This is a genomic window from Streptomyces soli (genome assembly GCF_003999195.1).
Lineage (GTDB): Bacteria > Actinomycetota > Actinomycetes > Streptomycetales > Streptomycetaceae > Actinacidiphila > Actinacidiphila soli.
This window is the reverse complement of record NZ_RJVR01000189.1, coordinates 49,419-67,504: the sequence shown is the minus strand read 5'-3', so window position 1 is coordinate 67,504 and position 18,086 is coordinate 49,419. Positions and strand designations below refer to the sequence as shown.

The following is an 18,086-nucleotide window of genomic DNA, read 5'->3' as shown; positions in this document are numbered from 1 at the left end:
ACGAGCCTGATCCTGCCGGTGATCACTCTGTCGCTGCCGACGGCCGCCGTCATCGCGCAGGTCTTCGCCAAGAGCCTCCGTACGACGCTGCGCGAGCCCTACGTGGAGACCGCGCTCGCCAAGGGCGCGAGCCGGGCGCGGGTGCACTTCCGGCACGCGGTCCGCAACGCATCCATTCCGGCGCTGACGGTGGTGGGGGTGCTGGTGGGCAATCTGCTCGCCGGATCCGTGGTCATCGAGACCGTCTTCTGATCTGAGCGCGGGGCGGCGGGCGCGCCGCGTCGCCGGTTTCCCGGTGCGCCGACCGGGGCTGCTGCTGTCGCTCGCGCTGATCGCGCTGGTGCTCCTGGCGGCCTTCTTCCCCGGGCTGTTCACGTCCCAGGACCCGCTGTCGGGCGTCCCGCGCGAGAAGCTTCAGCGCCCGGGTCTCCACCACATCTTCGGCACCGACCAGCTCGGGCGCGACCTCTTCTCCCGCGTGGTGCACGGCTCCGCGCTCACCCTGAAGGCGACCGCGCTGGCGGTGTCGGTGGGCCTGGTCGTCGGCTCGGGGACCGGGCTGCTGGCTCTTCACCGCGAACGCCATCCGGCCGCGGGAAGCGTACTCCCCGCTGATCGCCCACTACCGCGAGCGCTACGAGGCGTACGGGCACGACCCGGCGACGGCGTACGTAGCGGCGGGGTCGGGCGGGCTGTACATCGCCGACACGACGCAGCAGGCGATCAGCAGATCATCGACAAGATCCTCGGCTACCACGAGGTGTACCGGCACGATCTGCAGTCCATCACCGTCGACGGCGTCGGGCTCGGGCAGGCGCAGCAGATCGAGGCGCTGCACCGCTTCGCGGAGGAGATCGCGCCGGTGGTGCGGCGCGAGGCGCCTACGGCGCTGTGGGGCTGAGGCGGTAGGCGGCGGCGAGCTGCTGCGCTTGGGCGTAGGTGGGGAGGTCGGCGGGGGCGGGTTCCTGGTCCTGGGCGATGGCGTCGGCGGCGAGGTCCTCGATGAGCTGGGCGACCTGCGGGTCCGCGAGCCGTACGTAGCGGTGCCGGCCCTGGCGTTCCTCGGCCAGCAGTCCGCCTGCGACGAGCCGGGTCAGGTGCTCCGTCGCGGTCGACGGCGCGACGCGCGCGTGCCGCGCGAGTTCCCCGGCGGTCCAGGCCCGGCCGTCGAGCAGCGCGAGGCACATCGTTGCGCGGGTGTCATCCGCGATCAACGCTGCGATTGCCGCAAGGCGGGTGCCGGGGTTGTCGGTGCGTGCCATGGGCCCAGCATGCGTGACGCACGGTTCGGTGAGCGCCGAAGTGTGGCCGGGCGCGCACGGTTCGTTTGGGGTCGGGACCGCACCGGGGCACTCCCCCAGCCCTGGTGGCTGGGGGTGCCCCCAGCTCGGCGCTCGAACCGCTGGCAGTCCATGTCGCTGATGTACGCCAATTCTCGTCGCCTGTCGGGAAGGGGGTGGTGGACGAACCCCCGGCCGTGTGCGGGCGCGGCGCCGGCCCGAGGAGAAGCCGGACCCGGTCATTTTCCGTGCATCCACCAACCGGGAGGTGGCGGTTGGCTACGATCCGAAGATCGACAACGCTCAACTCCCCGCCGTCGGCGGCGACCAGTAAAGGACCCCGCAGTGACCGAGACCGAAGCCGCCGCCGACCTCCGACGCGCCGGTGACGTTCTGGCCGCTGAAGCCGCCCGTTACGCCTCGTTCGGCTGGATGCGCGGTACGACCGGCAACCTCTCGGTGGTCCTGGACCGTGACCCGCTCCGGCTGGCGGTCACCGCCAGCGGTTTGGACAAGGGCGAACTCACCGCGTCCGACGTGGTTCTGGCCGACGGCGACGGAGCCGCGCTCGGACCGGGCACACCCCCCGCGGAGGCGGGACTGCACGCCAGGATCGCGCAGTTGACCGGGGCCGACGCCGTGGTGCATGTCCATACTGTCGCCTCGGTGGCGCTGGGGTACCGGCAGCCGGGGGGCATCGTGTTCAAGGACCTGGAGATGCTGAAGATCCTGGGCCATCCGGCGGAGGACGAGGAGATCACCCTGCCGGTGATATCCAACAGTCAGGACATGCGCGTCCTCGGGGACCGGCTCGAAGCCGCCCGGGACCCCCGGATGCCGGCCGTCGTGGTCGCGGGGCACGGGCTGTACGCGTGGGGGCCGGACCCTCGGAAGGCGCGGCACCACACGGAGGTCGTCGAGTGGCTGCTGGAGCTGGAGCTCGCCGGCCGGTGAAGTCATCGTAAGATCCGCGCACGCATAACTCTCCCCGTACCGCACGGAGTGCCACGCAATGACCGCTGACGCCCTGCCCATCTCCCGTATTCCCCGCACCGGTCTGCCGCCGCGCGCGGTGGTGGTCGGCGATCCGGCCCGCGCGGCGGAGGTCGCGGCGCTGCTGGACGGCGGCCGGGAGGTGTCCCACCACCGGGAGTACCGGACCTTCACCGGGAGCTGGAAGGGCACATCGCTGGTGGTGTCGTCGCACGGGGTCGGGGCGCCCGGCGCGATGTGCCTGTTCCAGGAGCTGGCGGAGGCGGGGGTACGGACCATCATCAGGCTGGGCACGGCGGGGGCGATCCGGGCCGGGATCGGTGACGGCGACCTGGTCATCGCGGAGGCGGCGGTGCGGGACGACGGGGTGACGCAGCAGCTGCTGCCGCCGGAGTACCCGGCCTTCGCGGCGCCGGAGGTGGTGCTGGCGCTGCAGCGGGCGGCGGTGGCGGCGCGGGCGCCGCATCACCGGGGCGTGGTGTGGACGCGGGCGGCGTTTCAGCCGGGCTTCATCGCGCTGCCCGGGGACACGTACACGCGGGCCGGGATCGCGGCGATCGAGATGGAGCTGTCGGCGCTGCTGGTGCTGGCGTCGACCCGGGGCCTGGTCGCGGGCGGCATCGTGGTGATCGACGGGGCAAATGCGGACGAACTGGTCGACGAGGAAGCTACCGGCGGCTACAACCCGCACCGCGATGTGGTCGCCACCGGGGTCGCTCTGGGCAGCCGGGTAACGTTGGACGCTGTGCATCTGCTGGCGACGACCGAGGACGACTCGAAGTGACTGACATCGACCTGCTGGTGCACGGCGGCGACATCCTGACCGTGGACGCCGCCGGCACCGTCATCCCGGCCGGCGCCGTGGCCGTAAGCGGCGGCGAGATCGTGGCGGTCGGCCCGGCCGACGAGCTGCGCTCCCGCTTCGAGGCCGCCGAGGAGATCGACGCCACCGACTGCCTCGTCCTCCCGGGCCTGATCAACACGCACACCCACCTCGCGATGACCCTGCTGCGGGGCTGCGCCGACGACGTCACCCTCCAGGGCTTCCTGGAGCGCGTCATTCCGCGCGAGGCCGCGCTGCTGTCCCCTTCCCACGTCGCCTCGGCGCTGCGGGTCGCGGTGGCGGAGAGCGTACGGTCCGGGGTGACGGCAGCGCTGGACATGTACTGGTTCCACGAGGCGGCCGAGGCGGTCGCGGCGGAGGCAGGCTGGCGGTTGCTGACCGGGCCGACCTTCATGGACGTGCCGGGCCCGCCGGACGGACGGCCGTACGAGGACCGGCTGGCCTGGGCCCGTAAGGACCTGGCGGCCCGGACGCCCGCGCCCGGTACGCGGCCGGTGCTCTTCGCGCACAGCACGTACACCCTCTCCCCGGCCCAGCTCACCGACATCGCGGCGCTGGCCCGCGAGCACGGCGCGCTGCTGCACATCCACGCCGCCGAGAACGCGGCCGAGGTCGCCATGGTCGTCGAGCGGCACGGCAAGCGCCCGGTCGAGCTGCTCGACTCCCTCGGCCTGCTCGGCCCCGACGTGCTGCTCGCGCACGCCGTCGACCTCACCGACGCCGAGATCGCGGCGCTGGCCCGCACCGGGACGGGCGTCGCGCACTGCCCGGTGTCCAACCTCAAGCTGGGCTGCGGCGTCGCCCGGGTCACCGACCTTCTCGAGGCAGGCGTCACCGTCGGCCTCGGCACGGACGGCGCGGTCAGCTCCAACACCCTGGACCTGGTGGGCGCGATCCGGGTCGCCGCACTCGTGCACAAGGCGGCCGGCGACCCGACGGCCATCACCGCCGAGCAGGCGGTGCGGATGGCCACCATCGAGTCCGCCCGCGCCCTCGGCCTCGCCGACCGGCTGGGCTCGCTGGAGGCCGGCAAGCGCGCCGACCTGCTGGTCCTGGACCTGGGCCGACCGCACCTGACGCCGCGTCACGACCCGTGGTCGATGGTCGCGTACGCCGCTGCCGCCGCCGACGTACGCGACACCGTCGTGGACGGCCGGATCCTGATGCGCGACCGCGAACTGCTCACCCTGGACGAGGCAGCCGCCCTGAACTCCCTGGCGGCCATCGCATGACGACCCGGCCCCTGCCCACCCGGGGCTTCACCGGGCGGGCCACCGCCGCCGACCGCGACCCCCGGCTGCCTCCCGGCCAGTACGACGCCCGCGACACCTGGCCCGTGCTGTCCGCCGAGGTCACGCCCCAACTGGCCGAGGCCGACTGGACGTTCCGTATCGACGGCCTCGTCGGCGCCCCCCGCACCTGGGGCTGGGAGGAGGCGCACGCCCTCCCCCGTTCCGAGTACCGGGGCGACATCCACTGCGTGACGACCTGGTCGAAGTTCGGCGTACGTTTCGCCGGTGTCAGCCTCGACGTCTTCCTCGCCGAGGCCCGCCCGGCCCCCGGGGCCACGCACGTCGTCGCCTACTCCCACACCGGCTACACCACCAATCTCCCGCTGGCCGACGTGACCGGCGGCCGCGCCTGGATCGCCTGGGAGTACGACGGCGAGCCGCTCGCCCCCGAACACGGCGGCCCGGCCCGGCTGATCGTCCCCCACCTCTACTTCTGGAAGAGCGCAAAGTGGATCGCCGGGCTCCGGATCCTCGACCACGACCTGCCCGGCTTCTGGGAGGCCAACGGCTACCACCACCGGGGCGACCCGTGGCGGGAGGAGCGCTACTCCGGTGACTGACACCTTCGTTCCGACCACGGCTTTCGCCGTTGCCGGCCGGATCGCGGTGAGCAACCGCGCCGCCGCCACCTGGCAGCGTGCCGTCATCACCCACATCCGCCGCGAGACCCCGCGCGCCGCCACCTTCCGCCTGGCCGTCCCGCAGTGGCAGGGCCACCTCCCGGGCCAGCACCTCATGCTGCGCCTCACCGCCCAAGACGGCTACACCGCCCAGCGGCACTACTCCATCGCCTCGGCGCCGGACGACTCGGGGCACATCGAGCTCACCCTCGACCACGTCGACGGCGGCGAGGTCTCCGGCCACCTCCACACCACCGCCCGCCCCGGCGACACCGTCGAGGTCCGCGGCCCCCTCAGCGGCTTCTTCGCCTGGCCCGGCGACCGCCCCGCCCTCCTCCTCGGCGCCGGCTCCGGCGTCGTCCCCCTCATGTCCATGATCCGCCACCACCGCCTCCGCGGCCTGGACCTCCCCCTGCGCCTCCTGGTCTCGGCCCGCACACCCGCCGACCTCATCTACGCCTCCGAGTACGGCCCCGAGACCACCGTCATCCACACCCGCACCGACGGCCGCCTCACCGCCGCCCACCTCGAGCCGTACCTGGGCGAGCACCAGCCCTCCGGCGGCTGGGAGGCGTACATCTGCGGCAGCAACGGCTTTGCCGAGCACGCCTCTCGGCTGCTGGTCGCCGGCGGGCAGCCGGTGGACCGGATCCGTATCGAGCGATTCGGCTGATCAGCGGAAACAGGGTATTCTGAGCACGTTCCACCGGGACGTGGCGCAGCTTGGTAGCGCACTTGACTGGGGGTCAAGGGGTCGCAGGTTCAAATCCTGTCGTCCCGACGGTGTTATCGCAGGTCACGGTCAAGACCGGTTCGCGGCGGGTGGCAGGCATAGCCGTCACCCGCCGCGAACCGGTTCAGTCCGGTTGCGCCGGAATTACCGGGTTCCCCCGTTCAGCACACGGCCGACACGGATGTCCGCCGTCCTCGTGCGGGCGGAGCCCGCCCCGATCGCGGTGAGCACCGCGGTGCCGGAGGGCTGGTCCGCGGGTATCACGGCGCGAAACTCCACCGTGCCGTCGCTGCCCGCGATGGCGCTGTCGAGCGCCGAGGAGCCGAGGGCCAACGCAACACTCTCGCCGGCGCGGTAGCCCGACCCGCGTACGGAGACCGTCTCACCGGGAACCGGCGTGGTGTCGCTGACGGTCAGCTTGCCCGGGTGGGAGAGCGCGCTGTGCTCGGCGCAGACGTCGCCCTGCACGCCTACCGGTGCTGCGGGGACCGCCGTGCCGGTGAGGCCGTCGTCTTCCCGGACGGTGACGGTGCCATAGTCATTGCTGCCCAGCACCGCGTCGGTCGGATTCGACACCGCGATCTTGTAGGAGGTGGTCGGGGCCGTCCCGGCGAGGGTGTCGCCGGTCACCGGGATCGCGACCGCCTGGCAGGTCGCACCCGGGCGGAAGGTGATCTTCTGCATGGCGAGCCCCACCTTGCCCGTCGCCGAGCCGATGACCGTCAGGTACGCCGTGACGTCGGACGCGCTCGGCTGCGAGAGGTAGACGGCGACGTGGTCCGTGCCGGGTCCGGAGCCCTCTTCCACCGTGGTGGACGCCACATTGACCGTCGGCCGTACTTGGACCCGGGCCGTGCCCAGGTCCTTGCTGTCGAAGCCGAGGTCGGACAGGTACGCTCCACCGGTCGCCGTGCCGTCGGCACCGACGGCCGGGGTGAAGGTGACCTTGGAGACGCGGTTCAGGTCCAGGCCCGCCTGCTTCAGTGCCGAGGTCGGCACGTGAACCTGCTGGAGAACGATCTTTTGCAGCAGCGTGGATGTGCTGCCCGGCATCCGGCTCACCCCCCAGGTGTTGAGGTGGGACACCAGGTCGCTCCAGGTGTGGCCGGCGCTGTCGGTGACGCTCAGCTTCATGTCCGTCCCTGTGGCGACGCTCTCGTCGGGCGACATGTCCACGGTCATCTCGTCGTAGTGCGAGACATTGCGCTGGGAGGACGGGACCGCCACGCTGAGGCCGCCGTCCGTGCCGGTCCATGTCAGGTGTGTCATGGGGTTGAGCGGGACGTTGGGGGCGAATGCGGCGGGTGTCCAGTACGGCACCTGCTGGTTGGTCAGCGTGCTGCCCGGGTTGGTGCAGTACGGGAGCACCTCGGGAACCGTGCGCCCGTACTTGCTGGCGCAGACCGTGGCCGTGACCGCTCCCGTTGTGCTGACGAGCGGGGACGTGTCCTTGAACGTGGTGATGTCCTCACGCGTGGCGGTGGGCTGCTGGGCCACCGTCCTTACGTCCGCGTAGGACGCCACGGATGACGGCAGCTGCCCGGAACCATCGAACATGCCCTGGAAGCGCGTCTGTCCGCCGAGGGTCGCCTCGAAGAACCCGGAGATGTACGCCGAGCCCACCTGGTACTCCTGCGCCGCGGTGAGCCGGGTGTTCTTGCCGGAAGCCAACGCGGTGTCACTGGTGCCGCACACCGGGTCGTTGACGTTCGTCCAGTCGTCCGCGGCACCCGGATACGGCGGGGTCCAGGAGGTGTTGTAGAAGTCGTGGTCGGTGCCCATGACCCAGATGTCCGAGCGCTGCACGTTGTCCTGGAAGGTGTTGTCGCGCGAGTCGGCGTAGAAGTGCTGGCCCTGCTGGTCCGACACATCGCCGTCGCAGTAGGGCAGCAGCGTCGTGGTCACCACGTCCGGCAGAGTGGCGCGGGTGAAGTCGATCGGCGCGAGGGCGAAGACCGACTTGATGTTCCACGGATGCGGCAGGGCCTCGTTGAGGGTGCCCGCGGTGACGACGCCTTCGCCGCCGCGCGAGTGGCCCATCAGCCCGATTTGGCTGAAGTCCATCGTGTTCACGAGCTGATTCGCCGTCAGCGTGCCGGTCGGGTATGTGGACTGTCCGGCGGCCAGCGCCTGGTTCAGGGTCACGTCCTGGCCGGCCGCGGCATCGTGGTAGCTGACCGGCCGCGCGTCGTTCGCCGCCTTGAGCATGGTGAGGGTGTCGAGTACGAGTTGGCCGCGGGTGACCGCGCCGTCGTCCGGGGAGAGCTGGTTGTCGTTGGCGTTGATCGCGTTCGCGGAGATCGACACCACGGTGTAGCCGTCCGCCGCGAGCGCCTCACCGGCGCCGTCGTAACCGGCGTAGCTCAGGATGGGGGCCGTCCCGGCCGCGCACGGCCAGACTCCGCCCGCGCCCTTCAGGGTCGTGGTGTTGTAGCACGAGCTGTGCCGGCCGTGCAGGAAGATCACCAGGGGGTGCGCCCCGCCGGCGGTCGGCAGGTAGATGCGTCCTTCGAGTTCCCCGCGGATGCCGCCGATGTCGGCGAGGGGGATGGACTGGGCGCCGAAGTTGTAGTCGGCGATCGTGTAGTTGCCCTTACCGATGGTCGTCGGATCGCCGCTCGTCGTCCCCGACGTGCCAGGGGTCGTCGGCAGGGCTTTCTGCTGGGACCTGAGCTGGGCGCCCGCGGAGGGCAGAGCGGTCGGGCCTACGGCTGTGCTGTTGCCACCGCTGGACCACTGCCAGGTGACCGCCTTGGCGGTGGCCACCGACGGGTCGGCCGTCGTCACGGTGAGCGTACGCCCGTCCGCCGACTCCGCGGCGGGGCCCAAGTTCTGTCCCCCGGCGAGCAGTTCGGGTACGTCGTCCTTCACGGGCAGTGCGGTGTGCAGCTTGAGCGACACCAGATAGCCGCCGGCCGCCCGGGTCACCGTCCAGCCGTTTCCTGAATCGACCACGGCCGTGCCGGGCCCCGGGGTCGAAGCGGCGGCCGGAAGGGACGCGGCCGCCGTCGCCCCGAGCAGGACAAGTCCCGCAGCCGCCACGGTGAGCGGACGCCGCAGCGCCCGCACAGATCTCTTTCTTTTCACGTCATGCACTTGATGCACCAGATGCCTTTCTCAAGCCGCGCGCGAGCGGCGGTCATCGGGAGACGGCCGGGGCCGCGTCGGGGTCGTCGTCGGGGTAGGGGTAAAAGGCGGTGCCGAGCTTGGGCAGCCAGCCGACGGTGGCGACCGGCGCATCGCCGTCCCCGGGGTGCTGCGGTGGGAGGCCGGCGTTGACGACCGGGCCCCAGCCGACGGTGAGGAAGCTCATCGCAGGGCCTCCTCGGCTACTAGCGGGTCGTTGGACAGCTCGGGCGGTGCCGCGGGCGCCACAGTCAGGCGGCGCGGCGCGACCTTCGGCGTCCCCGTGGTGACCGGGTCCGGCGGGGCCGCGTTGTGGTACTCGGGGAAGTGGGCCTGGTAGTCGATGGCGGCCTGGACGATCTCCGGCTCGCTGAACCTCGGCCCCCAGAACTGAGCCGCTATCGGCAGGCCGACCGTGCTGTCGTAGCCGATCGGGAACGAGACCATGGGCCACGTCAGGGCGTTGGGCAGTTGGTAGTAGGCCCGGTAGACCGGGAAGCCACCGCCGGCGCGCAAACCGATCTGCGCGCCGATGGACAGTACGAGCATGAAGTCCACGCCCGCCGCGTCCAGTGCGGCCTGGTAGTTGGCCTGCAGGGTGCGGCGCCGCTTCTCGCCCTCGACCCGGACGGAGGCGGGCACCGCGCCGGCGAACCGGGTCGCCGAGTCGAAGGAGGCCGTCGTGTCGTTGGGGCCCTTGCGCCCGTACTGGGCCAGCAGCGCGGCTGCCTGGTCGGCCGGGCGGGTGGCGGCGAAGTCTCCGACCGCCTTCCAGTAGCCGATCTCGTACCGGTTGGGGCTCAGCACCGCGGAGGAGGGTGAGACGGGGGAACCGTCGACGGTGGCCAGGACGTCGGTGCTGGCGAAGTACGGGTCGTTCTGCGGCACGGTGACGTCCAGGCCGGGGAATTCCTTCACCGTCGCGCCCAGCGAGGTGAGTTGCTGCTTGAGCCGTTCGAAGGCGGCGCTGTGGTCGGCGTCGTAGAGGTCCTGCGGCGGGGTGCCGACCTGGATGCCCTTGCTGGTACGCATCCAGTCGGTCTGCGGGATCCCGATGGTGATGCCGGAAAGCGGCCGGGAACCCTTGCGGGCGGTGAGCGGCATGGCCGGGAAGGGGTCGGGGGCCGCAAGGGTCAGGGGGTCGTTGGCGGGGTCGGGGCCGAGGATCACCGAGAGGATCAGGGACGCGTCGCGCACCGACCGGGCGATCGGGCCCAGCACGTCGTATCCCGGCGACAGCGGCATCAGCCCGGCCACCGAACTGGTGCCGAGCGACGGCTTGATGCCGCTGGCGCCGTTGGCCGCCGACGGCATCATGATGGACCCGCCGGTCTCCTCGCCGATGGCGGCGGCCGCCAGCCGAGCGATCGGAGCGACACCGGAGCCCTGGCTGGATCCGCCGGGTACATAGGCCATGTTCCAGGCGTTGCCGGCGAAGGTGCCGGTGATCGAGCCGGAGAAGGCGGAGCACACCGTGTGACCCAGGATCACCGCGCCGGCCGTGCGCAGCCGGTGGACGACCGTGGCGTCCCGCAGCGCGGCGTTGCCGTCGAAGGCGTGGCTGCCGTCCTTGGCCTCGAAGCCCTTGACGGCCACCGAGTCCTTGATGCCGAACGGGATGCCGAGCAGCGGGGGCAGGTCCTCGCCCGAGTGCCTGGCCTTTTTGAACTGCGCGTCAGCGGCGGCCGCCTGGGCCAGCGCGCCGTCCCGGTCGATCCGGACGAACGCGTTGTACAGGCCGTTGTCGCCGTAGGTCTCGAAGGGGCCGTTGAAGCGGTCGATACGGTCCAAGTACGCCTGGGTGACCTGCACCGAAGTGACGACACCGGCCCGCATCAAGGCGGCCAGCTCGAACACCTCGTAGTCGACCAGCCGGGACCGCTTCTTGATCCCGGAGACGGCGGGAAGGGCGCGCTCGTACGCGCTCGCGGCCGTCGGTGCCGGGGCCGCGGCTGCCGGCACCACGGTGGCGGCCGACACGGCGACCGCTCCCGTCATGGCGGCGGCCCCGCCCAGCACCGTCCGGCGGCTCAGTCTCCGAGGGGGCCCGGACACCGCCGGCACGGCGGTGTCCGGGCTCGTTGAGGTGACGCGTTCTGCGGGCATCTGCAGATTCCTGTCCTCGTTCGTGCATGGCGAATGGAAAGGCGTGAACGTGGGGGGAATGGCGACGCCGAGAGGAGACTGTAGGACCTGGCGAATATCGGGGGAAGCCCGCCGAGAGAATTTCTTAACGGGTCCGCAGAGGCTCACGCCGATATTTCCACAGCATTCCGGTGGGATGAATTCTGAGTTGCTGCCAATGCCGTACGAATCCGGGCCAATCGGCCATTCGAAGGTGATCAACAGACCCCTTACCTGGCCCTACTGAGGTATTTGAAACAAAAACTAAACACGCGCGACAGAATGTCGAGTGCATGACAAAGATTACTTCGGCTATCACTGAACCGTTGTGGCTGAATTCTTCGCAATACCCCCTTAGCGCGCCCTTCCATCCCTCCTTTCACGCCGGATTACCGGCTCGTCAATCCGTCGGGGCCACCGGTCAGGGAATCCGCCTCACCGCCAGGTTGGCTCCGTCACGAAAGAAATCGAGTAGGGCGTTCACGCAGCGCGTTCCGCCCCGCTCCGGGACAGCGGCCAGCCGGGGACCGGCCGGGCGGGCGGCGCCGCGTACGTGCACACCTTGCTCGTCCGCAATCCCATTCCGGCCACCGCTTCGGCCAGCCGGACCCCCGCGGCCACGCCGTCCACCACCGGCACCCCCAGCCGGCCGGTGATCGCCTCCTCAAGCCCGGCCATCCCCCCGCACCCCAGGCAGATCACCTCCGCCCGGTCCTCCCGCACCGCCCGCTCGGCCTCGGCGAGGATCGCCGCGACAGCCGCCGGCGGGTCGGCGTCCACCTCCGCGGTGGACAGACCGCAGGAACGCACCGACGCGCAGCGGTCCGCGAGCCCGGCCAGCCGGAGCCGGTCCTCGATCGCCCCGACCGAGCGCGCCAGGGTGGTCACCACCGAATAGCTGCGGCCGATCATCTGGGCGACGTGCGCCGAACTCTCCGCGATGTCCAGCACCGGAACATCGGTGATCTCCTGCACACCCTCCCTGCCGTGTTCGCCGAACCCGGCCAGTACGACCGCGTCGTACGGCTCCCCCACCGCCAGGATCCGGTCCATCACCGCGACCGCCGACAGGTAGCTCTCCAGACTGCAGTCGATCGCCTCCGGCCCGAAGAACGGCTGCACCGCCAGGATCTCCGTCCCGGGCGAGGCGGCGCGACGGGCGGACCGGGCGATGGACTCCGTCATCGACACGGAGGTGTTGGGGTTGACCACCAGGATCTTCATCGGTTCCCTCCCGGGTTCTGGTTGTCTCTCTCATGCCGCTCCGCGGTCGCCTCGGCGGTCAGCAACCGGCCTGCCGGGCACCGGAAGTCCACCTCGCGTCCGCGCAGCCAGGTGCGGCGCACCACGCCGTGCAGGGTCCGCCCGGTGTACGGGGTGACCGGCTGACGGTGGTGCAGGGTTTCCGGTCGTACGGTGAAGGTGTCGTCCGGTGCGAAGGCGCACAGGTCCGCGTCGTATCCGGGCGCGATCCGTCCCTTCGCCGGCAGCCCGGCCAGCCGGGCCGGCCGCGAGGCCATCCACGTCGCCACATCGGGCAGGCGGAAGCCGCGCCGGCGCGCCTGCGTCCACACCAGCGGCAACGCAAGCTGGAGCGAGGAGATGCCGCCCCAGGCCGCGCCGAAGTCCCCGGTGTCAAGGTGCTTCAGCTCGGCGGCGCACGGAGAGTGGTCGGAGACCACCAGGTCGAGCGTGCCATCGGCCAGCCCCGCCCACAGCCCGTCCTGGTTGGCGGCCTCCCGGACGGGCGGGCAGCAGGCGTACTCGGTGGCGCCGTCCGGCACCAACTCGGCCGCCAGCGTCAGGTAGTGCGGGCAGGTCTCGGCCGTCACCGCGACGCCCTCCCGCCGGGCGGCGGCGATCAGCGGCAGCGCTCGCGCGGTGGAGAGGTGCACGATGTGCACCCGGGCGCCGGTGGCGCGGGCCGCGCCGAGCACGGCGGCGACCGCCGCCAGCTCGGCCTGGGGCGGGCGGGAGGCCAGAAAGTCCGCGTACCGCCTGCCACGCGCGGGTGGCGCGGCCGAGAGCTCCCGCTCGCTTTCGGCGTGCACCAGGAGCACGGCGTCCAGCTCCCGCAGCACTCCTAGGGTCTCCAGCAGTTGACGTCGGCTCAGCGGCGGGAAGTCGGGCGACCCCGAGTCGGACAGGAAGCACTTGAAGCCGAGCACCCCCGCCTCGCGCAGCGCCGGCAGGTGCGCCGTACCGCCGGGCACCACACCACCCCAGAAGCCGACGTCCACGAAGCACTGCCCCGTCGCCGCGGTCCGTTTGGCGGCCAGGGCGGCCGGATCCACCGTGACCGGCACGCTGTCGAGCGGCATGTCCACCAGGGTCGTGATGCCCCCGGCCGCCGCGGCCCGCGTGGCGCTGGCGAACCCCTCCCAGGTGTCGTGCCCGGGCTCGTTGACATGGACGTGCGAGTCCACCAGGCCCGGCAGTAGGACCACCTCCTCCCCCAGCTCCACCACCTCGTCGGCGGCAACCGGGTCGTCGAACCCGCCGACCCGTACGATCCGGCCGCCCTCGACGGCGACGGAGGCGGGCCCCTCACCGCGATCCGTGACCGTCCGGCGGGCGCGTACCAGCAGCTCCATCTCAGCCCCTCGGGCCGGGCGCGGCCACGGGGGCGCCGGACACCATCGCGTCCAGCAACTCCATCGCCTGACCGGTTGTCGCTGCAGCTGCGGCGAGCGTCAGATCGGCGGCGTCCGCCACCAGCGCGCCGCCGAACGCGGCCAGCAGCCCGGGCCATCCCGCGCCGAGCAGGACCAGCCGCGCGGCGCCGGGTTCGGTCTGCAGGGCCGCCCACACCGCGGCGGTCTCGGCGAGTGTGCCGATGCCGCCGTCCAGGGCGACGACCGCGTCGCAGGACAGCAGGTGCCGCAGCCGGTCGGGGTAGTCGTCGGCCCAGCGCAGTTCGTCGCACCACCGGCTCGGGGTCAGTCCGGACCAGCCGCGCATCGGCAGCCCGATGACGGTAGCCCCGGCATCGCGTGCCCCGCGCGCCGCGGCGCCCATCAGCCCGCCGTAGCCGCCGGTCATCACCCGCCAGCCCCTGCCGCCCAGGGCCGCGCCCAGTTCCCGCGCCTGCCGCCAGCGGGGATCGGGCGCTTCGAGCCGCGCCGAGCCCACCACGGCGATCGTCCACGGGAGTCCGCCGGCCATGGCTGCGCTCGCACTGCCCGGCAGGCGGTCCCGCGCCTCATCCCGCGACGAGTTGATAGCCGCGCACCCCCTTCTTCGAGGAGAGCGAGACCAGGGCGCCGAGCAGCACACCTTCGGAGTACTCGCTGCCCGGGTTGATGGACCGGGACCGGCCGATCCGGGCCTCGCCGCGGGACTCGTGGATGTGGCCGTGCAGGCCCAGCATCGGCTGGTAGGTGGTGATGGCGTCGCGGACGGCCCGCGAGCCCACGCCGGTGATCACCGGGGCCCCGGACCGCATCACCGGCCGGAACTCGGCGTCCAGCGCCATGGCCTGGTCGATCGGAGTGTCCTTGGGCGGCACGTGGAGGTTGAAGACGGCCCTGGACATGTCGGGCACCTGCGCAGCCAACGCGTCGATGCGGGCTGCGAGTTGATCCTCCGGAAGCTCACGCGGCGAGTCCCACGGGGTGGGGTTGGAGTAGCCGACCGAGATCATCGTGAAGCCCCCGGGCAGCTCCACCAGCCGCCCCTCGGGGTTGACCAGCATGTCCGATGAGCCGAGCAGCTCGTCCACGAACAGCGGATCGTCGTTGCCCGGCGCCAGCAGGCACATGATGCCGGTGCCCCTCAGCCGTTCCTCGGCCAGGGACATCCAGTCCGCCAGCGTGCGGTGCATGTGCTTGCGGAAGGTCTCCTCCACCAACTCCGGGCGCTCGCGGAACTCGGCGATCTGGTCGGGGGTGGTGTCGTACGCGTAGAAGCCGGCGTCGGCGATCTCCTTGCGCAGGGCCGGCAGCCCGTCGGCGTCGACGGTGCGCTCCCGGCCGAACAGATGGGAGCTGTACCGGCCGCCGGGGCCCTCGATGACGGGGACCAGCATCTTGCCGGTGATGTCGCCGCCCATCAGCAGGACGTCGGCGCTGTAGAACTTCCCGGCGTTGACGAACTTACGGAAACACCGGTCCGAGCCGTGGATGTCGGTCGCGAAGAAGATCTTCAGGTCAGTTCCGCGCATCGATCGGACCTCCGATCTCGTCAGGGAGGTCGTACCAGGGCACGCGCCTGCCGACCTTGGCGCGGGCGCGCCACCTCAGGGACTTGGGCGCTGCGGTCAGGGCATCGCCGATCCGGGCGACGCGGGTGGTGACCGCCGCGGCGTCGGGGGGCGCCAGCAACTCGTCGGCGACCGCTGCGACGCGAGCCAGGTTGTCGGTGACGGTGGTGTGCCAGCCCCAGTCGGCGCCGGTGATCCGGGCCAACCGGTCGGTGCTGATGTGGTCGTCGTCGGTGCCGGGCGCGTCCGGCGCGTCGACCGGGTGCGTCAGCAGGAGAGTCACCGCGTCGGTGAGGTCCTTGTGGTTGATCTGCACCACCTGGAGCTTGGTGAGCAGCAGGTCGGCCGGGGCCAGGGTCAGGGGATGGAGGTCCAGCCGGTCGGTGAGGTCCATGGCGTGGCACATCTGGAAACCGCCGACGAACACGTCGAGCCTGCGGTCGTTGGGCTCGTCGTCGAAGAGCAGCCGGCGGTCACCGCGCATGTTGTTGAAGCGGACGTTGGGTGTGTAGCCCAGCTCCTGCAAGGCGGCGCGAAAAGCCTTGCTCTGCTGCGGACGGATCACCAGGTCGATATCCCCGTACGTCCTGTGCAGCGCCGCGGGTATCTCGCGGTGCCGGTGGCCGGCGACGGCGAGGCCGCCGATGAGGCGTACGTCCAGTCCGTGTTCGGCGAAGGCCCCGGTGAGCCTGCTCGCCTCGTGTTCGATGTCGGCGAGGGGGAAGGTTGTCGTCATGCGGGCTCTCCGATCACGACGCGGTGGATGGTGTCGTAGTGCTCTTTCCTGGCCGCCTCGCTGGGGAAGTTGTAGCTCTCCTTGCCCAGGGCCTCCGCCAGGTGGAAACCGATCAGGCTCAGGGGCAGGGCGGCCAGCAGCGGCGAGAACTCCTCGGGTGCGCCCGGCGTCAGAGGCAGGTGCAGTGCGGGCAGCTCGGGGGCCAGGTCGCTGACCACGAACGCCCGAGCGCCGATGAAGCACAGTTCGGACAGGATCTCGGCGGCCCGGTCTGCGCTCGCGCCCGAGGGCGCGACCAGCACCACGGGAGTGCCCTGCGAGCTGATGAAGTACTCCTCGTGCGCCCACTCCTCGATGTTGGTGCTCACACCGAGCAGTTGCGGGCCCTCGAAGAGCTTGGCCGCACCGAATTGGGCCGAGGCCTCGTTGGGGCCGCCGCCGAGGAAGGTGATCCAGGGGTGAGCCGCCAGCAACCCGGCCGCCTCTCGGGCAGGCGCGGCGCTCGCCCGCAGGGTCCGGGCCGCCAGCGCCGGGAGGGCGTCAAGGGCGGCCCGCGCGGTCCCGGTGTCGCGTGCGGCGGCCTGGGCCCAGCGCAGCGCCAGGTCGTCGAGGGTGGCCACCAGGCCCAGGTAGCTGCTCGTCCCGGGAGAGAAGCCCAGCGTGGGCACATCCACCGGCAGGACCAGCTGGGCGGCCCTGGCCAGTTCTCCGTCGGCGTTGTTGGTGAGGGCGATGGTGAGGGCGCCGAACCGGTCCGCCTGCACCGCCGCCTCCGTGGTGCGGCCCACCTTGCCGGAGAACGACACGCACACCACCGCGCTGCGCTCGGGCAGGTACCGCACCTGGTAGCGGGCGAACTCCAGGGCGTGGACGGCCTGCGCGCGGATGCCGGTGTGCCGGCGGAACGCGAGTTCGGCCGCGCGGCCCGCGAAGTACGAGTCGCCGCAGCCGACCAGGAACAGGTTCTCCACCCCGCGTGCGGCCAGTTCCTCGGCAACGCGTCGCACGTGTCCGTCCGGATCGGCCAGCCGGGCGGCGATGACGTCGGGGATCATCTCGATCTCCCGGCGCATGACGTCGATGTCGTGCGAGGAGGCACCGGTGGGGGCCGCCGCCATACGGTCCCCGGGCGCCGCGTCGGAAGGCGGCTCTTTCAGGTCCCCGGGGCGGTCGACGGCCACCGGTTCCCCCAACGCCGTGAACCGTGCGAACCGCTCCCTCGCCGTGGCCGGTTCCAGCCGGGCGAGTGCCGTCGAACCGAACTCCTGCACCGCCCAGGCGGCGGTGGCCACGGCCCGGGACACCGCGTCGGCGAGGGACAGGCCGGCTGCGAGCGCCGCGGCCAGCGCGCCGCAGAAGGTGTCCCCCGCCCCCGTGGTGTCGGTGACGTCGCTCGGCCACGCCGGTATCCGAAGTACGGGTACCCGGCCGGCGTCGACCAGGGCGCCGTCCGCGCCGAGCTTGACGACGACCGCGGGCACGCCCTGCTTGCGCAGCATGGCCGACGCCTTCTCCGGCTCGTCGTATCCGGCGAGCGCCGCCAACTCCTCCCTGCTGGGCACGAAGACGTCGACCCGCCGGGCGAGCGCGAGGACGGCGTCCGGGTCGGTGTCCCAGTCCTCGTGGGTGTCCAGCGTGAGGAGGGCGCCCGGTACGTGTTCCCGTACGTGGGCGACCAGCGCCGACGCGGCCGCCAGCGGCATGGCGGCGATATGCACCACCGGCGGCTCCCCGCCGTTCAGCCATTCCACGGGGATGTCGGCCGGGCGTACCGCCACCTCGCGGGAGCGTTCCAACGGCGTCCGGTACAGCCAGCGGCGCCGGCCGTCCTCTTCGTAGATGACCCAGTTGCGGACCGTCGGGCCGGCGACGGGGCGCAGGCCGGCGGTGTCCACCCCGAGGCGGCGCAGTGTGGCGGGGATCTCGGGCGGCAGGTCCTCGCCGCGTCGGGCGACGACCGCGACAGCGGGATGCCACAGCCGGGCGGCGACGGCGGCGTAGACGGCGTTGCCGCCCGGACGGCCCATGCTGACCGCGCCGTCGCCGCGTACGACGTCGTCGATCGTCAGGTTGCCGATCACGATCAGCCGACGGTCCGCGGTGGTAGCGGTAGCGGTAGCGGTGCGATCCATCGAAG

Annotated in this window: 14 protein-coding genes, 1 tRNA gene and 3 pseudogenes; 8 read left to right on the top strand and 10 right to left on the bottom strand. The window is 71.7% G+C overall.

What is annotated here, in order from left to right:
• Window positions 1-3 precede the first annotated feature (3 nt).
• Together EFK10_RS50305 and EFK10_RS17490 are read left to right on the top strand one after the other, a co-directional pair.
• Window positions 4-249 (top strand): annotated as a pseudogene (locus EFK10_RS50305) (ABC transporter permease subunit); the annotation flags it as partial.
• Between the two features lie 317 nt (window positions 250-566).
• Window positions 567-901, top strand: a pseudogene (locus EFK10_RS17490) (LLM class flavin-dependent oxidoreductase); the annotation flags it as partial.
• Between the two features lie 58 nt (window positions 902-959).
• Here the strand turns inward: EFK10_RS17490 and EFK10_RS17485 are convergent.
• Window positions 960-1,262, bottom strand: a pseudogene (locus EFK10_RS17485) (ArsR/SmtB family transcription factor); the annotation flags it as partial.
• Window positions 1,263-1,625: 363 nt separating this feature from the next.
• On the opposite strand from EFK10_RS17485, the gene mtnB reads away from it, so the two are divergent.
• The 6 genes from mtnB (at window position 1,626) to EFK10_RS17455 (ending at window position 5,810) form a co-directional block, all read left to right on the top strand.
• Window positions 1,626-2,234, top strand: a complete 609-nt coding sequence (mtnB, locus tag EFK10_RS17480) for a methylthioribulose 1-phosphate dehydratase (protein ID WP_127356601.1) — start codon at window positions 1,626-1,628, stop codon at window positions 2,232-2,234.
• 58 nt (window positions 2,235-2,292) lie between these two features.
• A complete protein-coding gene (locus tag EFK10_RS17475; RefSeq protein WP_127356600.1) occupies window positions 2,293-3,057 on the top strand; it encodes a nucleoside phosphorylase in 765 nt (254 codons plus the stop codon).
• Window positions 3,054-4,349, top strand: coding sequence for an amidohydrolase (locus EFK10_RS17470; RefSeq protein ID WP_127356599.1), 1,296 nt, complete (start codon window positions 3,054-3,056; stop codon window positions 4,347-4,349). The genes EFK10_RS17475 and EFK10_RS17470 overlap by 4 nt, the downstream gene beginning before the upstream one ends.
• A complete protein-coding gene (locus EFK10_RS17465) occupies window positions 4,346-4,969 on the top strand; it encodes a sulfite oxidase-like oxidoreductase (RefSeq protein WP_127356598.1) in 624 nt (207 codons plus the stop codon). The genes EFK10_RS17470 and EFK10_RS17465 overlap by 4 nt, the downstream gene beginning before the upstream one ends.
• The gene (locus tag EFK10_RS17460) at window positions 4,962-5,702 is read left to right on the top strand and encodes a ferredoxin reductase (RefSeq protein WP_127356597.1); all 741 of its coding nucleotides are present in this window, start codon (window positions 4,962-4,964) and stop codon (window positions 5,700-5,702) included. Before EFK10_RS17465 ends, EFK10_RS17460 begins: the two co-directional genes overlap by 8 nt.
• Before the next feature lie 34 nt (window positions 5,703-5,736).
• A tRNA-Pro gene (locus EFK10_RS17455) sits at window positions 5,737-5,810 on the top strand.
• Between the two features lie 96 nt (window positions 5,811-5,906).
• On the opposite strand, the gene EFK10_RS17450 is transcribed toward EFK10_RS17455, so the two are convergent.
• The 9 genes from EFK10_RS17450 to EFK10_RS17415 form a co-directional block, all read right to left on the bottom strand.
• Entirely contained in the window at window positions 5,907-8,849 is a 2,943-nt protein-coding gene (locus EFK10_RS17450) for an alpha/beta hydrolase (protein WP_127356596.1), read from the bottom strand.
• 52 nt (window positions 8,850-8,901) lie between these two features.
• A complete protein-coding gene (locus tag EFK10_RS47465) occupies window positions 8,902-9,075 on the bottom strand; it encodes a hypothetical protein (protein ID WP_164836030.1) in 174 nt (57 codons plus the stop codon).
• On the bottom strand, window positions 9,072-10,994 hold the full coding sequence (locus tag EFK10_RS17445; RefSeq protein ID WP_206305486.1) for an amidase: 1,923 nt from the start codon (window positions 10,992-10,994) through the stop codon (window positions 9,072-9,074). The genes EFK10_RS47465 and EFK10_RS17445 overlap by 4 nt, the downstream gene beginning before the upstream one ends.
• Before the next feature lie 498 nt (window positions 10,995-11,492).
• Window positions 11,493-12,236 carry an aspartate/glutamate racemase family protein gene (locus tag EFK10_RS17440; protein ID WP_127356595.1) on the bottom strand — a complete coding sequence of 248 codons (744 nt, stop codon included), beginning with the start codon at window positions 12,234-12,236 and terminating at the stop codon, window positions 11,493-11,495.
• On the bottom strand, window positions 12,233-13,606 hold the full coding sequence (allB, locus tag EFK10_RS17435; protein ID WP_127356594.1) for an allantoinase AllB: 1,374 nt from the start codon (window positions 13,604-13,606) through the stop codon (window positions 12,233-12,235). Before allB ends, EFK10_RS17440 begins: the two co-directional genes overlap by 4 nt.
• Window position 13,607: 1 nt before the next feature.
• Entirely contained in the window at window positions 13,608-14,177 is a 570-nt protein-coding gene (locus EFK10_RS17430) for an SLOG cluster 4 domain-containing protein (RefSeq protein ID WP_127356593.1), read from the bottom strand.
• A gap of 37 nt (window positions 14,178-14,214) precedes the next feature.
• Window positions 14,215-15,174 carry a metallophosphoesterase family protein gene (locus EFK10_RS17425; protein WP_127356592.1) on the bottom strand — a complete coding sequence of 320 codons (960 nt, stop codon included), beginning with the start codon at window positions 15,172-15,174 and terminating at the stop codon, window positions 14,215-14,217.
• Window positions 15,161-15,949 (bottom strand): nucleotidyltransferase family protein, encoded by a 789-nt coding sequence (locus EFK10_RS17420; RefSeq protein WP_127356591.1) that lies wholly within the window; start codon window positions 15,947-15,949, stop codon window positions 15,161-15,163. Before EFK10_RS17420 ends, EFK10_RS17425 begins: the two co-directional genes overlap by 14 nt.
• Window positions 15,946-18,081, bottom strand: coding sequence for a PfkB family carbohydrate kinase (locus tag EFK10_RS17415; protein WP_127356590.1), 2,136 nt, complete (start codon window positions 18,079-18,081; stop codon window positions 15,946-15,948). The genes EFK10_RS17420 and EFK10_RS17415 overlap by 4 nt, the downstream gene beginning before the upstream one ends.
• Window positions 18,082-18,086: the final 5 nt, after the last annotated feature.

Excerpts from the sequence above, each read along its gene's own strand:
- EFK10_RS47465 (WP_164836030.1), bottom strand. The coding sequence starts at position 9,075 with ATGAGCTTCCTCACCGTCGGCTGGGGCCCGGTCGTCAACGCCGGCCTC.
- EFK10_RS17425 (WP_127356592.1), bottom strand. The coding sequence starts at position 15,174 with ATGCGCGGAACTGACCTGAAGATCTTCTTCGCGACCGACATCCACGGC.
- allB (WP_127356594.1), bottom strand. The coding sequence starts at position 13,606 with ATGGAGCTGCTGGTACGCGCCCGCCGGACGGTCACGGATCGCGGTGAG.
- EFK10_RS17465 (WP_127356598.1), top strand. The coding sequence starts at position 4,346 with ATGACGACCCGGCCCCTGCCCACCCGGGGCTTCACCGGGCGGGCCACC.
- EFK10_RS17475 (WP_127356600.1), top strand. The coding sequence starts at position 2,293 with ATGACCGCTGACGCCCTGCCCATCTCCCGTATTCCCCGCACCGGTCTG.
- EFK10_RS17430 (WP_127356593.1), bottom strand. The coding sequence starts at position 14,177 with ATGGCCGGCGGACTCCCGTGGACGATCGCCGTGGTGGGCTCGGCGCGG.
- EFK10_RS17415 (WP_127356590.1), bottom strand. The coding sequence starts at position 18,081 with ATGGATCGCACCGCTACCGCTACCGCTACCACCGCGGACCGTCGGCTG.
- EFK10_RS17420 (WP_127356591.1), bottom strand. The coding sequence starts at position 15,949 with ATGACGACAACCTTCCCCCTCGCCGACATCGAACACGAGGCGAGCAGG.
- EFK10_RS17445 (WP_206305486.1), bottom strand. The coding sequence starts at position 10,994 with ATGCCCGCAGAACGCGTCACCTCAACGAGCCCGGACACCGCCGTGCCG.
- EFK10_RS17440 (WP_127356595.1), bottom strand. The coding sequence starts at position 12,236 with ATGAAGATCCTGGTGGTCAACCCCAACACCTCCGTGTCGATGACGGAG.